Source organism: Streptomyces sp. CLCI03, assembly GCF_053615355.1.
The window spans coordinates 2,336,581-2,352,500 of sequence record NZ_CM132132.1; the positions used below are offsets into that span (position 1 = coordinate 2,336,581).

Annotated in this window: 6 protein-coding genes, 1 tRNA gene and 2 rRNA genes (1 of these 9 running past the window's edge); 1 reads left to right on the plus strand and 8 read right to left on the minus strand. The window is 68.8% G+C overall.

Annotated features, from left to right (window positions below; all coding sequences use genetic code 11):
* Positions 1-20 precede the first annotated feature (20 nt).
* The 4 genes from ACWG52_RS10550 to ACWG52_RS10565 form a co-directional block, all read right to left on the minus strand.
* Positions 21-917: a helix-turn-helix domain-containing protein gene (locus ACWG52_RS10550; RefSeq protein ID WP_033217359.1), complete on the minus strand. Its 897-nt coding sequence runs from the start codon at positions 915-917 to the stop codon at positions 21-23.
* A 220-nt stretch (positions 918-1,137) separates the two neighbouring features.
* The gene (locus ACWG52_RS10555; RefSeq protein WP_389817831.1) at positions 1,138-3,945 is read right to left on the minus strand and encodes an FtsK/SpoIIIE family DNA translocase; all 2,808 of its coding nucleotides are present in this window, start codon (positions 3,943-3,945) and stop codon (positions 1,138-1,140) included.
* Between the two features lie 115 nt (positions 3,946-4,060).
* Positions 4,061-4,744 (minus strand): response regulator, encoded by a 684-nt coding sequence (locus tag ACWG52_RS10560; RefSeq protein WP_030729168.1) that lies wholly within the window; start codon positions 4,742-4,744, stop codon positions 4,061-4,063.
* Positions 4,745-5,018: 274 nt separating this feature from the next.
* A complete protein-coding gene (locus ACWG52_RS10565; RefSeq protein WP_389817827.1) occupies positions 5,019-10,553 on the minus strand; it encodes a HAMP domain-containing protein in 5,535 nt (1,844 codons plus the stop codon).
* Positions 10,554-10,721: 168 nt separating this feature from the next.
* On the opposite strand from ACWG52_RS10565, the gene ACWG52_RS10570 reads away from it, so the two are divergent.
* On the plus strand, positions 10,722-13,307 hold the full coding sequence (locus ACWG52_RS10570; protein WP_389817824.1) for a SpoIIE family protein phosphatase: 2,586 nt from the start codon (positions 10,722-10,724) through the stop codon (positions 13,305-13,307).
* A gap of 84 nt (positions 13,308-13,391) precedes the next feature.
* Here ACWG52_RS10570 and ACWG52_RS10575 read toward each other — a convergent pair whose 3' ends face one another.
* From ACWG52_RS10575 to ACWG52_RS10590, 4 genes are all read right to left on the minus strand, one after another.
* Positions 13,392-14,006, minus strand: coding sequence for an HdeD family acid-resistance protein (locus ACWG52_RS10575; RefSeq protein WP_033217356.1), 615 nt, complete (start codon positions 14,004-14,006; stop codon positions 13,392-13,394).
* 209 nt (positions 14,007-14,215) lie between these two features.
* Positions 14,216-14,291 (minus strand) — tRNA-Thr (locus ACWG52_RS10580).
* A gap of 5 nt (positions 14,292-14,296) precedes the next feature.
* A 5S ribosomal RNA gene (rrf, locus tag ACWG52_RS10585) occupies positions 14,297-14,413 on the minus strand.
* A 79-nt stretch (positions 14,414-14,492) separates the two neighbouring features.
* Positions 14,493-15,920: ribosomal RNA gene (locus ACWG52_RS10590) — 23S ribosomal RNA — on the minus strand (it continues 1,695 nt past the right edge of the window).

The window sequence follows — 15,920 nt, forward strand, 5'->3', positions numbered from 1 at the left end:
CGCCCTAGGGCGGTCCCGTGTCAGCCCGCCTGGGGCTGGTCCTGGAGAGGGTCGGCCTTCGTGTATTTCAGACGCTCCACCTGACCCGGCTGGAAGTCGTCCTTGATCTCCTTGCCGTTCACGAAGAGCTTCACGGCTCCGGCGTCGCCGAGCACGAGGTCGACGGATTCCTTGTCCGTGAAGGTCTTGGACTCACCCTGCGTGAGGGTGCCGTCGAAGAGCAGCCGGCCGGTGGAGTCCTTCGCGGAGATCCAGCTCTCGCCCGTGTCGGCCGTCAGGACCACGGTGACGAGGTCCTTGGGCGCGGCGGCGATCGCGCTGTCCGAGGGCTCCGGCTTGGGTGCCTGCGGGGTCTGCTGGGGCGGTGCGGCCGGCTTGGCGCCGCTCTGCTTGGGGGCGGGCTTGGGGGAGGCGGAACCTTCCGCCACCGGGCGCTTGTCCTTCTCGTCGCCACCGCTGAAGGCGGTGAAGCCCACGAAGCCGATCACGGCGACGATGGCGGCGACCATGGCCGCGGTCCAGTTGGGCCGCTGCCGCTCGGGGCGGATCCGCTCGGCGTCGAACATCGGCGCGGCGGGCGTGGGTGCCGGCCGACCGCCGTGGGCCGCGTCGTAGCTCTCGACCAGGGGTGCCGGATCGAGGCCCACGGCACGGGCGAGCGTACGGATGTGACCGCGGGCGTAGACGTCGCCGCCGCACCGCGTGAAGTCGTCCTCTTCGATCGCGTGCACGATCGGGATGCGCACGCGGGTGGTGGAACTGACCTCGTCGACTGTGAGCCCGGCGGCGATCCGGGCCTTCTTGAGGGCCGTCCCGATGGACGGTCCTTCGACGGGACGTTCGACGATGCGGTCCTCGGACCGGTCGTCGGTCGAAGGCCGCTCTTCTTCGGGGGAGTTGGAGTTGCCGATGGACACGTGGGCGCCTTTCGAGCGTGTAGCCACCTGCTGGAAGTCCAGTCTAGGGGGGTGACGAAAGGGTGGAGCAACCGGAGGGTGCACTCCCTACGCCATCCGAATGGCGAAGGGAGGTCGTGCTCGGGTGCGGCGGCCCGGCGCCGCGAGCCTTCTCGCGCGCCTACCGCCACCTCTCTTCAACTTGACGCGGGCCCAAGGGAAACGGTTGCCCGCGATTTCATTACGGATGGGCCTCGCCCCGGATCACGGCGAGCACTCCGTCCAGGTCGTCGGCCTTCAGCAGGACGTCGCGCGCCTTCGAGCCCTCGCTCGGGCCGACGATGCCCCGTGACTCCATCAGGTCCATGAGCCGCCCCGCCTTCGCGAAGCCCACCCTCAACTTGCGCTGGAGCATCGAGGTGGACCCGAACTGCGTGGAGACCACCAGCTCCGCCGCCTGGCACAGCAGGTCCAGGTCGTCGCCGATGTCCTCGTCGATCTCCTTCTTCTGCTTCTGCCCGACGGTGACGTCGTCCCGGAAGACGGGCGCCATCTGGTCCTTGCAGTGCTGGACGATGCCGGCGATCTCGTCCTCGGTGACGAAGGCGCCCTGGAGGCGGACGGGCTTGTTGGCGCCCATCGGCAGGAACAGCCCGTCGCCCTTGCCGATCAGCTTCTCGGCACCGGGCTGGTCGAGGATGACCCGGCTGTCGGCGAGCGAGGAGGTGGCGAAGGCCAGGCGCGACGGCACGTTCGCCTTGATCAGACCGGTGACCACGTCCACCGAGGGCCGCTGGGTGGCGAGCACCAGGTGGATGCCGGCCGCGCGGGCCAGCTGGGTGATGCGGACGATGGAGTCCTCGACGTCACGCGGGGCCACCATCATCAGGTCGGCGAGCTCGTCGACGATCACCAGCAGGTACGGGTAGGGGCTGAGCTCCCGCTCGCTGCCCGGCGGCAGTTTGATCTTGCCGTCCCGGATGGCCTGGTTGAAGTCGTCGATGTGCCGGTAGCCGAAGGCGGCGAGGTCGTCGTAGCGCAGGTCCATCTCGCGCACGACCCACTGGAGCGCCTCGGCGGCCCGCTTGGGGTTGGTGATGATCGGCGTGATCAGGTGCGGGATGCCCTCGTACGCCGTCAGCTCGACGCGCTTGGGGTCCACGAGGACCATCCGGACGTCCTCCGGGGTGGCCCGGACCATGATGGAGGTGATCAGGCAGTTGATGCAGGAGGACTTGCCGGAACCGGTGGCGCCGGCGACCAGCACGTGCGGCATCTTGGCGAGGTTGGCCATCACGTAGCCGCCCTCGACGTCCTTGCCGAGCGCGACCAGCATGGGGTGGTCGTCCTCGGCAGCGTCCGCGAGGCGCAGGACGTCACCCAGGTTGACCATCTCGCGGTCGGTGTTCGGGATCTCGATGCCGACCGCCGACTTGCCCGGGATCGGGCTGATGATCCGGACGTCCGGCGAGGCCACCGCGTAGGCGATGTTCTTGGTCAGGGCGGTGATCCGCTCGACCTTGACCGCGGCGCCCAGGGTGACCTCGTACCGGGTGACGGTCGGTCCCCGGGTGAAGCCGGTGACGTCCGCGTCGACCTTGAACTCGGTGAACACGTTGCGCAGGGAGGCGACCACCGCGTCGTTGGCGGCGCTGCGGGTCTTGCCGGGCCCGCCCTTCTCCAGCAGGTCGAGCGAGGGCAGCGCGTACGTGATGTCCCCGCGCAGCTGGAGCTGTTCGGCGCGCGGCGGCAGCGCTTGGGCCTGCGGCGGGGCCTTGGTCAGGTCGGGCACCGACAGGGTCCCGGAGGCGGCGGCCGTGGTGGCGTGCGGCGGCCCGGCGGCGGGCTCGGCCGCGGAGTCGACGACGCTCCCGGGCGCGCGCTCGGGGGTGCGGTCCGGCACGGGACGCTCCGCGCGGGCTTCCGGCACCGGAGTGGTGAGCTCCGCGCCGTCCCGCTCGGTGGTGATCCCCTGGGTGAGGTCGGCGACGAGCGGGGAGGGCGGCATGCCGCCGTAGACCACCCCGTCCAGTGCGGCGGCGGCCGCCGCGGCCACGTCGACGGCGTCCATCCCCCGATCCATTGCGGGCCGGGCCGGGCTCCTCCGGGGCTTGCGGCGCCGGGCCAGCGCCTCCTCCTCGGCCTCGTCCACCGGGTCGCCGGGGCCCTCGCCCGCCTCGCCACGGGCCCGCCACCGCTCCGGGTCGTGCCGCTCGCCGGCGACGCCCTCGGCCTCGCCGTAGCCCTCGTCGTACTCGTTCGGGGCGATGATCCCGAGCCGGATGCCGAGCCTGCGCAGCCGCTGCGGGATCGCGTTGACCGGGGTGGCGGTGACCACGAGCAGGCCGAAGATCGTGAGCAGTACCAGCATGGGCACGGCCAGCGGCGCGCCCATGGTGAAGATCAGCGGCTTGGAGGCGCCCCAGCCGATGAGCCCGCCCGCGTTCTGCATCGCGGTGGTGCCCTCGTCCCGGCCGGGCGCCCCGCAGGCGATGTGGACCAGGCCCAGGACGCCGATGACGAGGGCCGACAGCCCGATGCCGATGCGGCCGTTGGCATCGGTCTGCTCGGGATGGCGGATGAAACGGACCGCCATGACGCCGAGCAGGATCGGGACGAGCAGATCCAGCCGCCCGAAGAGACCGGTGATCAGCATCGTGACCAGATCCCCGACGGGACCGCTCAGATTCGACCAGGTACCGGCGGCGACGATCAGCGCGAGGGCGAGCAGCAGCAGGGCCACGCCGTCCTTGCGGTGAGCGGGATCGAGGTTCTTGGCCCCCTGGCCGATCCCGCGGAAGACGGCGCCGACCGCGTGCGCGCAGCCGAGCCAGAGCGCGCGCACCAACCGCACCACGCCCCCGGTCGGGGAAGGCGCGGGCTTGGCCGCGGCCTTCTTGGCCGGGGCGCGCTTGGCGGGCGCGGGCTTCTTCGCCGCGGGCCTGCGCGCCGGCGCGGCCTTCTTCGCCGGCGCCGCCGTACGGCCGGTGCGGCCCTTCGCGGTGCCCGCCGTGCTCTGGGAACCCTTACCGGACGTACGTGAGGCCATGGGGCCGAGGTTACCGGTGCGCACGCCGGTGGACACGCGTGCCCACCCCTTCACCCGTTCGTGTCGTCGGCTCCGTAGGCGCTTTGACGCACCGCCAGTACCGACCCGCGTACGGTCAGTTCTGCGCGGGCAGGGCCGGAGCCCCTCCGGCGGTCCCCGGCTCCAGCGCGTCGAGTGCCCGCCGCAGTCCGGTGAGTTTGCGCTCCAGGTGCGCCGCGGTCGCCACCACGCCGGCGTCGGCCGAATCCTCGCCGAGCTGCTTGGTCAGCGCCTCGGCCTGCTCCTCGACCGCCGCGAGGCGGGCGGAGAGCTCGGCCAGCAGTCCGGCCGTCTCCTTGCCCGCGTCCACGCCGCCCGAGCTGCCACCCTCCAGCTGGAGCCGCAGCAGGGCCGCCTGTTCCCGCAGTTGGCAGTTCTTCGTGTACAGCTCCACGAAGACCGAGACCTTGGCCCGCAGCACCCACGGGTCGAAGGGCTTGGAGATGTAGTCGACCGCACCCGCCGCGTAGCCGCGGAACGTGTGGTGCGGACCGTGATTGATCGCGGTGAGGAAGATGATCGGGATGTCCCGGGTCCGTTCCCGCCGCTTGATGTGCGCGGCCGTTTCGAATCCGTCCATTCCCGGCATCTGGACATCCAGCAGGATGACCGCGAAATCGTCCGTCAGCAGCGCTTTGAGCGCTTCCTCCCCCGACGACGCCCGGACCAGTGTCTGATCGAGCGCGGAGAGGATGGCCTCCAGCGCCAGCAGATTCTCCGGCCGGTCGTCGACCAGGAGGATCTTGGCCTTCTGCACCATGCCCTGTCCTCCTCGCCCCGGCATGGGGCCTCCCCGGCTCCGGGCTCCGGCCTGTGCGCCGGGCCCCGCCCCAGAGGACGGCATCCTTGCGCCGTCCGTCCTTGTGCCGGTCATCGTAGCCCCAGTCCCGAGATCGCCACACCCTGTCACCAAGATGTCACTGTGCACGAAGCAGAAACGTGGTGGGAGAGCAGAAGGTTCCCCGTTCACCGCCCTCCCACACCGCATCGGGCACAGTGAGTCAGCGATCGTTGTCCTTCTGCCCTCCCGGCGATCACTTACCGCGCATCCACTGCTCCATCACCGACAGCAGATAGTCGGGATCGACCGGCTTGGTGACGTAGTCGGAAGCACCGGAGTCGATCGCCTTCTCCCGGTCCCCCTTCATCGCCTTCGCCGTCAGGGCGATGATCGGCAGCCCCGCGAACTGCGGCATCCGCCGGATCGCCGAGGTCGTCGCGTACCCGTCCATCTCGGGCATCATGATGTCCATCAGCACGACCGTCACATCGTCGTGCTGCTCCAGGACTTCGATGCCCTCCCGCCCGTTCTCCGCGTACAGCACGGCCAGTCCGTGCTGCTCCAGCACGCTGGTGAGCGCGAAGACGTTGCGTACGTCGTCGTCGACGATGAGCACCCTCTCGCCGTGGAAGTCGTACGACCGGGGCACCACCGGGAGCTCGTCCTCCGCGTTGCCCCAGCCGTCCTCGGCCCCCACGACGTTCGGCTGACCCGGCACCGCCGTACGCGGCTCCAGATCGCTCGCCGCCTTGCGCCGCCGCCGGAACAGCGCGGCCCCGCCGCCCTGCCCCTGCCCGGCCGGCTCGGCCGCCGACAGCGCCGGACGCACCGGCTGCGCCTGCACCGACGGCATGGCCGCCGGACCCGCCTGGCTTCCCGGCAACGAGGGCCGGCCCCCGTCCAGGGACCTGCGGTACAGCTCGCCGCGGGCACCGCCGGGCGTCGGCGGCGCGTACCCCTGCGGCGGCAGCTCGCTCGGGTGCAGCGGCAGGTACAGCGTGAAGGTGGACCCGCGGCCGGGCTCGCTCGCCGCGTGGATCTCACCGCCCAACAGCCGGGCGATCTCCCGGCTGATGGACAGCCCCAGCCCGGTGCCGCCGTACTTGCGGCTCGTCGTCCCGTCCGCCTGCTTGAACGCCTCGAAGATCACCAGCATCTTGCTCGCGGCGATCCCGATCCCGGTGTCGGTGACCGAGAAGGCGATCAGGTCCGCGTCCGCCTCCCGCAGCGATCCGGCCTCCAGCAGCTGCTCCCGGATCGCGGTGGGCACATCGGCGCCGGCCGGCCGGATCACCAGCTCCACCGCCCCGGTGTCGGTGAACTTCACCGCGTTCGACAGCAGGTTGCGCAGCACCTGCAGCAGCCGCTGCTCGTCGGTGTGCAGCGTGGCGGGCAGCTCCGGGGAGACCCGTACCGAGAAGTCCAGGCCCTTCTCCGCCGTCAGCGGCCGGAAGGTCGCCTCGACGTAGTCCACGAGCTGCACCAGCGCGATCCGGGTCGGCGAGACGTCCATCTTCCCGGCCTCGACCTTCGACAGGTCGAGGATGTCGTTGATGAGCTGCAGCAGGTCCGAACCCGCGCCGTGGATGGTCTCGGCGAACTCCACCTGCTTCGGCGAGAGGTTCCCCTCCGCGTTGTCGGCGAGCAGCTTGGCCAGGATCAGCAGCGAGTTGAGCGGGGTCCGCAGCTCGTGCGACATGTTCGCCAGGAACTCGGACTTGTAGCGCATCGAGACCGCGAGCTGCTCGGCGCGCTCCTCCAGGACCTGCCGGGCCTCCTCGATCTCGGTGTTCTTCACCTCGATGTCCCTGTTCTGCTGGGCCAGCAGCTCGGCCTTCTCCTCCAGCTCCGCGTTGGCGGCCTGCAGAGCCTTCTGCCGGTTCTCCAGCTCGTCCGAGCGCTCGCGCAGCTGCTCGGTCATCTCCTGCGACTGCTTCAGCAGCATCTCCGTCTTGGAGTTGACGCTGATGGTGTTGACGCTCGTACCGATCATCTCGGCGATCTGGCTGAGGAAGTCCTTCTGGATCTGGGTGAAGGGCGTGAAGGAGGCCAGCTCGATGACGCCGAGCACCTTCCCCTCGAAGAGCACCGGCAGCACGATGACGTGCGCCGGCGGCGCCTCGCCCAGACCCGAGGAGATCTTCAGGTAGCCGGGCGGGGTGTTCTCGACGAGGATCATCCGCTTCTCCTCGGCGACCGCCCCGATCAGCCCCTCCCCCGGCCGGAAGGAGATGGGCATCTGACCGCCCGCGTACGCGTAACTCCCGCGCATCCGCAGCTCGTACGAACCGTCCGCTCCCCCCTCCGTCCCGATCTCGGTGGTACCGCCGGCCGGCAGCGCCAGGAAGAAGGCACCGTGCTGCGCGGAGACCACCGGGGTCAGCTCGCTCATGATCAGCGAGGCCACGTCGTCGAGCTCCCGGCGTCCCTGCATCAGCGCGGAGATCCGGGCGAGGTTGCCCTTGAGCCAGTCCTGCTCCTTGTTGGCCAAGGTGGTGTCGCGCAGGTTCGCGATCATCGTGTTGATGTTGTCCTGGAGGACCTGGATCTCGCCCGCCGCGTCCACGTCGATCTTCAGGTTGAGGTCGCCGCGGGTCACCGCGGTGGCCACGGCCGCGATCGCGCGCACCTGCCGGGTGAGGTTCCCGGCCATCTCGTTCACGGACTCGGTCAGGTCCCGCCAGGTGCCGTCGACGTCCCGGACGCGCGCCTGGCCGCCCAGGATGCCCTCGGTACCCACCTCGCGGGCCACCCGGGTCACCTGGTCGGCGAAGGACGACAGCTGGTCGACCATCGTGTTGATGGTGGTCTTGAGCTCCAGGATCTCGCCGCGGGCGTCGATGTCGATCTTCTTGGTCATGTCGCCCTTGGCGATGGCGGTCGTGACCATGGCGATCTGGCGCACCTGACCGGTCAGGTTGGAGGCCATGAAGTTCACCGAGTCGGTGAGGTCCTTCCAGGTGCCCGAGACGCCCGGCACGTGCGCCTGACCGCCCAGGCGGCCCTCGGTGCCCACCTCACGGGCCACCCGGGTCACCTCGTCCGCGAAGGACGAGAGGGTCTTCACCATCGTGTTGACGGTGTCGGCGAGCTGCGCGACCTCGCCGCGCGCCTCGACCGTGACCTTCTTCGTCAGGTCACCGTTGGCGACCGCCGCCGAGACCTGGGAGATGTTGCGCACCTGTGAGGTCAGGTTGTTGGCCATCAGGTTGACGTTGTCGGTCAGGTCCTTCCAGATGCCGGTCACCCCGCGCACCCGGGCCTGGCCGCCGAGGATGCCCTCGGAGCCCACCTCACGGGCCACCCGGGTCACCTGCTCGGCGAACGACGACAGCTGGTCCACCATCGTGTTGACGGTGGTGACCAGTTCGAGGATCTCGCCCTTGGCGTCGACCGTGATCTTCTTGGAGAGGTCGCCCATGGCCACGGCCGTGGTCACCTCGGCGATGTTGCGCACCTGGGACGTCAGGTTGTTCGCCATGAAGTTGACGGACTGCGTGAGGTCCTTCCAGGTGCCGGAGACCCCCTTCACCTCCGCCTGGCCGCCGAGGATGCCCTCGGTACCCACCTCGCGCGCCACCCGGGTCACCTGCTCCGCGAAGTTCGAGAGCTGGTCGACCATCGTGTTGAGGGTGTTCTTCAGCTCCAGGATCTCGCCCCGGGCGTCCACGTCGATCTTCTGCGAGAGGTCACCGCGGGCCACCGCCGTCGCGACCTGCGCGATGTTGCGCACCTGCGAGGTCAGGTTCCCGGCCATGCCGTTCACGGAGTCCGTCAGGTCACGCCACACGCCGGCCACACCGGGCACCTGCGCCTGACCGCCGAGGCGACCCTCGGTACCCACGTCCCGGGCCACCCGGGTCACCTGCTCGGCGAAGGCCGAGAGCTGGTCGACCATCGTGTTGATGGTGTTCTTCAGCTCCAGGATCTCGCCCCTGGCGTCCACGTCGATCTTCTGCGAGAGGTCACCGCGGGCCACCGCCGTCGTCACCTGGGCGATCTGACGCACCTGCGACGTCAGGTTCCCGGCCATGAAGTTGACGGAGTCGGTGAGCTCCTTCCAGGTGCCGGACACCCCCTCGACCCGGGCCTGGCCGCCGAGCCGGCCCTCCGTACCCACGTCCCGCGCCATCCGCGTGACCTGGTCGGCGAAGGAGGACAGCTGGTCCACCATCGTGTTCACGGTGTTCTTCAGCTGGAGCATCTCGCCGGAGACGTCGACCGTGACCTTCTGCGACAGATCGCCGTTGGCCACCGCCGTGGTCACCTGCGCGATGTTGCGCACCTGACCGGTGAGGTTCCGGAAGGCGGTGTTCACCGAGTCGGTGAGGTCCTTCCACGTCCCGGCCGCCCCCGGCACCTGCGCCTGGCCGCCGAGTTCACCCTCGACGCCGACCTCACGGGCCACACGCGTCACTTCAGCACCGAAGGAGGACAGCTGGTCCACCATCGTGTTGACGGTGTTCTTCAGCTCCAGCATCTCGCCGGCCACGTCGACCGTGACCTTCTGCGACAGGTCGCCGTTGGCCACCGCCGTCGTCACCTGCGCGATGTCCCGCACCTGGGTGGTGAGGTTACGGAAGACCGTGTTCACCGAGTCGGTGAGGTCCTTCCACGTCCCCGCGGCCCCCGGCACCTGCGCCTGACCGCCGAGCAGACCCTTGGCCCCGACCTCGCTGGCCACACGTGTGACCTCGTCCGCGAAGGTCCGTAGCGTCTCGGTCATCTGGTTGATCGTTTCGGCCAGCTGCGCCACCTCGCCGCGCGCGCTCACCCGTACCTTCTGCGACAGGTCGCCGTTCGCGACCGCCGTGGTCACCTGCGCGATCCCGCGCACCTGGGCCGTCAGGTTCCCGGCCATGGTGTTGACCGAGTCGGTCAGGTCCTTCCACACGCCCGCGACCCCGGGCACCTTCGCCTGGCCGCCCAGCTCGCCCTCCGTACCCACCTCGCGGGCGACGCGGGTCACCTCGGAGGAGAAGGACGACAGCTGGTCCACCATCGTGTTCACGGTGTTCTTCAGCTGGAGCATCTCGCCGGCCACGTGCACCGTGACCTTGCGCGACAGGTCGCCCTTGGCGACCGCCGTCGTGACGAGAGCGATGTCACGTACCTGAGCGGTGAGCCGGTACGCCATCGTGTTGACGGAGTCGGTCAGATCTTTCCAGGATCCTGACATCCCGCGCACCTGGGCCTGACCACCGAGCTTGCCCTCGGTACCCACCTCCAGCGCCACCCGCGTCACCTCGTCGGTGAACGCCGACAGCTGGTCGACCAGGTTGTTGACCGTGCGCCCGACCTTCAGGAACTCGCCGCGCAGCGGATGCCCGGCCCCCTCGGCCGCCTGCGTCCGCAGATCCATCCGCTGGTCCAGATCGCCCTCGGCCACCGCCGACAGCACCCGGCCCACCTCGGACACCGGTCGCGCCAGATCGTCCACCAACTGGTTCGAGGCGTCGATCGCGGCCGCCCACGAGCCTTCGCAGGCGCCCGTTTCCAGCCGTTCGCTCAGCTTGCCCTCGCGGCCCACCATCCGCCGAACTCGGGACAACTCCCCGGTCAGGTGGAGATTACGGTCGGCGACCTCGTTGTAGACGGCGGCGATCTCCGCCATCACGCCCTCGCCGGACACCGTCAGCCGCTTGCGGAAATTCCCGTCCCGCATCGACACCAGGGCCGTGAGCAGCCGGTTCAGAGCGGCGGTATCGACCTCCGTCGTGCCACTGCGCCGCGAACGACCGCCTTTCGGCCGCGTTCCCGTGCGCCGCACCGCTGCGCCAGACTCCACCGTGTCCCTCCCGAAAGGGTCGACCACATTTCCACCGGACGCCTGACTCGTCACAAGCCGGCTCTGCAAGCCTGCCCAGTGTTTCACCCTGGCCGAACCCGGCCATAACACTTCGGCACCATCGCACACCCGCCGTACCCTGCGGGTGGAATCCCTGACGACGGCACCATGCCGGCCGCGAAGGTAAGTAACCTGGCACCCGATGTCCAACCGCGTCGAAGGAGACCAGTGATCACGGCACGGGCGGCTGCCAGCTTCGATCCTCTCGGGCGCTCGGTCGCCGCCGCCCGTGGATTCGTCCGCGACACCCTGCACGGCTGGGGCTTCGCGGACATCGTCGACGACGCGGTGGTCCTCACCAGCGAGCTCGTCACCAATGCCGTGGTCCACGCCGGCACCCGGGCCGAGGTGCTGTGCCTGCGCGCCGACGGCGGCGTACGCGTCGAGGTGGCCGACCGGTATCCGGAGCGCGAGCTGCCGCTCCAGCACCCCGGCGAACGCCCCTACGCCGACCCCGACCGCGAGAACGGCCGCGGCCTGATGCTGTGCGCCGCCCTCGCCACCCGCTGGGGCGTCGAGTACACCGCCACCCACAAGCACGTGTGGTTCCGCCTCGACCTGCCAGACCGGCCGGTCGGTACCCGCTCCGCGGGCCCTGTGGTCCCCGACCAGCTGCTGCCCCTGGCCGACAGCCGGGTCCGCGTCGCCGTCCTCCAGATCGACTCGGACGACGCGATCTCCGCCTGGAACGAGGACGCCGAGCACATCTTCGGGCACCCCGCGGAGAAGGCCCTCGGCCGCCCGCTCGCCGAGCTCGCCGCCTGGCCGCAGACCCCCGGCACCGGCACCGGTATCGCCGAGGCCCTGCGCCTGTCCCGCTGGGAGGGCAGCTACGGCGTCCGCGGCGCCGACGGCCGCGTCATCCCCGTCTTCGCCTCGCACCTGCGGGTCCGCGACGCCCACGGCGAACCGTCCATCGTCTGCCTGCTCGTCCACGACGACGAGCGCGCCGTGCTCCAGACCCCGGTACGGGTGCCCACGAGCGACAGCGGCCATTTCACCGATCCCCGCCCCACGGACCCCTTCGAGGTCTTCATCGGCTCCCCGGCCCCCGACGACCTCGACGGCCTCCTCCAGCGCACCGTGGAACGCGCCCGCGACCTCCTCGACGCCGACGCCGCCTTCCTGCTGCTCGCCACCGACGACGAGACCGAGCTGGAGGTCCGCGCCACCACCGGCCTGCCGTCCACCCGTCAGCGCTTCGCCCGTGTCCCCGTCGAGGCCGGCACCAACCGCTACGGGTCCGCCCGCATGCCCGCCGTCCACGACGACCTGATCGCCTCCTCCGGAGCCGTTCCGCTCCTGGAGGCCACCGGCATGCGTTCCGCGGTCACCGTCCCCCTGAAGGTGGAGGGCCGCCTCACCGGCTCCCTCGGCGTCGCAGCCGAGACTCCCGGCCGCTACTCCAACGAAGAGGCCCTGCACCTGCAGTTCGCCGCCGACCGCATCGCCCTCGCCGTCGAGTCCGCCCGCCTCGGTGAACTGGAGCGACTGCGCCGCGGTTCCCTCTCCTTCCTCGTCGAGGCCTCCGACCTGCTGGCCGGCACCCTCGACCGGGACCAGACCCTGGCCCTCATGGCCCAGATGACCGTCCCGACCCTCGCCACCTGGTGCGCCGTCTACACGATCGCCGACCAGTCCTCCGACCCGTACCTCTCCTACGTCCTCCACGAGGACGAGGAGCGCATCGACGGCCTCAAGGAGCTGCTCTCCCGGGTCAGTCCGCCCGAGCCGGTCCGTGAGGCCGGTGCCCGCCCGTGGGCCGAGGCCACGACCGCGGTCGGCGGTGAGACGGTGGTGCTGCCCCTCCTCGCCCGCAACCGCGTGATCGGCATGCTCACCCTCGGCAAGCCGCGCGAGGAGCACTTCCGCCAGGAGATCCTCGAACTGGCCGAGGACCTCTCGCGCCGGGCCGCCCTGGCCCTCGACAACGCCCGCCTGTACTCGGAGCGCACCGCGATCAGCCGTTCCCTCCAGCGCAGTCTGCTGCCGCCCGGCTCCCCCGCGATCCCCGGCATGGAGGTCGAGGTCATCTACCGAGCGGCCGGCGAGGGCAACGAGGTCGGCGGCGACTTCTACGACGTCTTCCCGATCCGCGACGGCGCGTACGGCTTCGCCATCGGCGACGTCTGCGGCACGGGCCCGGAAGCCGCGGCCGTCACCGGCCTCGCCCGGCACGCCCTGCGTCTGCTGGCCCGTGAGGGCCTCGGCGGCCCGGCGGTCCTCGAACGCCTCAACGCGGCCATCCTCGACGAGGGCGCCCGCAGTCGCTTCCTCACCCTCCTGTACGGCGAGCTCCACCCCCAGCCCGACGGCGGCGCCCTCATGAAGGTCGTCTGCGCGGGCCATCCGCTGCCGCTTCGCCTGCGCCCGAACGGCCAGGTCGACGCGGCCGCGGATCCGCAGCCGCTGCTGGGTGTGATCGACGACCTGGACCTCTACGAGCAGACCCTCACCCTCGACCCCGGCGACGTGCTGCTCTGCGTCACCGACGGTGTGACCGAACGCCGTGAGGGCACCCGCATGCTGGGCGACGACGGCCTCACCGAGGTCCTCACCACTTGTACGGGGCTCACTGCGGGCGCGGTCGCCTCCCGCGTCCTGCGCGCGGTGGAACGCTTCGCCGCCGAACCCGCCTCGGACGACATGGCGATCCTCGCCTTCCGTGTCCCGGAACAGCGCGTGGGCGAATAGCCGGCGCGTACCTCGGCGAGAAACCTGGGCCCGGCGGATGCCGGGCCCAGGTTTCGGTCGTACGAGTCGGTGGCCGCTCGGTGTTCACCCCGGACGGGCCGGTGTGATCCGACGGGTGGCGGAGCGCAGGGCGAAGGCCATCACCAGCTCGAAGACGCCCAGCAGGACGAGCCAGAGCCCCAGAAGCCGCGTCAGGGCCACGGCGGAGTCCACGGGGAAGCAGAGCACGACGATGCCGGCGACGGCGCCGAGAGCACCCAGGCCGAACTGCAGGCCGCGGTGCACGAGGGTGTGATCGGCGATCGCGGTGAACGCCGCGAGCACTCCGGACAGCAACCAGAACACCCCGATGATCAGGGACAGCGCGCCGATCGTCTGCATCGGATGGCGCAGGACCAGGACGCCCGCCAGGAACGCGAGCATGGCGATCAGGACACCCGCCAGCCGGCTGCCGCCGTCCCTGCTGTGCGAAAAGGCGGTGACGAAGCGGAAGGCACCCGCCACCAGGAGCTGCAGGCCGATGATGACGGCCAGGATGTGCAGCGTCTCGTCGGGCCAGACGAGCACCAGAATGCCGGGGATCAGGGTCGCGAGGGCGAAGCCGAGAGCCCAGTGCCACGTGCTGCCGAGGTGCTTGAGGACGTCCTCGGGATCGTTCTGCGTGTGCTGTGGTGCCGCTGCGTCGGGGGGTACGGTCATCACGCCTCCTGGGCCAACCGAGCGGCCCGTGGGGGCACCTCGAAGCCGCCGGAACGTACCTTATCTACCCTTCACATCCATGGTAGGCAGCTCGGCTACGGCCCGCCCCTCCGGCCCGGGGAGCGCCCTGCGGCCGGCCGTTCGGACGGCTACACGTCCGTACCGGAAAACAAAAAAGGCCCCCGCCAACCGGCGGGGGCCTTTTCAAGTGGAGCCCTTTAACGGAATCGAACCGTTGACCTTCTCCTTACCATGGAGACGCTCTACCGACTGAGCTAAAAGGGCGGGTTGTTCGGCGGCGTCCTACTCTCCCACAGGGTCCCCCCTGCAGTACCATCGGCGCTGAAAGGCTTAGCTTCCGGGTTCGGAATGTAACCGGGCGTTTCCCTAACGCTATGACCACCGAAACACTATGAAATTCTGAACATGCTGGTGTTGACACAGCTGTTCGTTATTTCAGAACTAACACAGTGGACGCGAGCAACTGAGGACAAGCCCTCGGCCTATTAGTACCAGTCAGCTTCACCCGTTACCGGGCTTCCACATCTGGCCTATCAACCCAGTCGTCTACTGGGAGCCTTACCCTCTCAAGGAGGTGGGAATACTCATCTTGAAGCAGGCTTCCCGCTTAGATGCTTTCAGCGGTTATCCCTCCCGAACGTAGCCAACCAGCCATGCCCTTGGCAGGACAACTGGCACACCAGAGGTTCGTCCGTCCCGGTCCTCTCGTACTAGGGACAGCCCTTCTCAATATTCCTACGCGCACAGCGGATAGGGACCGAACTGTCTCACGACGTTCTAAACCCAGCTCGCGTACCGCTTTAATGGGCGAACAGCCCAACCCTTGGGACCGACTCCAGCCCCAGGATGCGACGAGCCGACATCGAGGTGCCAAACCATCCCGTCGATATGGACTCTTGGGGAAGATCAGCCTGTTATCCCCGGGGTACCTTTTATCCGTTGAGCGACGGCGCTTCCACAAGCCACCGCCGGATCACTAGTCCCGACTTTCGTCCCTGCTCGACCCGTCGGTCTCACAGTCAAGCTCCCTTGTGCACTTACACTCAACACCTGATTGCCAACCAGGCTGAGGGAACCTTTGGGCGCCTCCGTTACCCTTTGGGAGGCAACCGCCCCAGTTAAACTACCCATCAGACACTGTCCCTGATCCGGATCACGGACCGAGGTTAGACATCCAGCACGACCAGAGTGGTATTTCAACGACGACTCCACAACCACTGGCGTGGCTGCTTCAAAGTCTCCCACCTATCCTACACAAGCCGAACCGAACACCAATATCAAACTGTAGTAAAGGTCCCGGGGTCTTTCCGTCCTGCTGCGCGAAACGAGCATCTTTACTCGTAGTGCAATTTCACCGGGCCTATGGTTGAGACAGTCGAGAAGTCGTTACGCCATTCGTGCAGGTCGGAACTTACCCGACAAGGAATTTCGCTACCTTAGGATGGTTATAGTTACCACCGCCGTTTACTGGCGCTTAAGTTCTCAGCTTCGCAACCCCGAAAGGTCACTAACCGGTCCCCTTAACGTTCCAGCACCGGGCAGGCGTCAGTCCGTATACATCGCCTTACGGCTTCGCACGGACCTGTGTTTTTAGTAAACAGTCGCTTCTCGCTGGTCTCTGCGGCCACCCCCAGCTCACGGAGCAAGTCCGATCACCAGTGATGGCCCCCCTTCTCCCGAAGTTACGGGGGCATTTTGCCGAGTTCCTTAACCATAGTTCACCCGAACGCCTCGGTATTCTCTACCTGACCACCTGAGTCGGTTTAGGGTACGGGCCGCCATGAAACTCGCTAGAGGCTTTTCTCGACAGCATAGGATCATCCACTTCACCACAATCGGCTCGGCATCAGGTCTCAGCCTTGTATGAGGGACGGATTTGCCTACCCCTCGGCC

Bases quoted from the DNA above. Each gene is read 5' to 3' on its own strand.
- ACWG52_RS10555 (WP_389817831.1), bottom strand. From the start codon at position 3,945: ATGGCCTCACGTACGTCCGGTAAGGGTTCCCAGAGCACGGCGGGCACC.
- ACWG52_RS10560 (WP_030729168.1), bottom strand. From the start codon at position 4,744: ATGGTGCAGAAGGCCAAGATCCTCCTGGTCGACGACCGGCCGGAGAAT.
- ACWG52_RS10570 (WP_389817824.1), top strand. From the start codon at position 10,722: ATGCCGGCCGCGAAGGTAAGTAACCTGGCACCCGATGTCCAACCGCGT.
- ACWG52_RS10575 (WP_033217356.1), bottom strand. From the start codon at position 14,006: ATGACCGTACCCCCCGACGCAGCGGCACCACAGCACACGCAGAACGAT.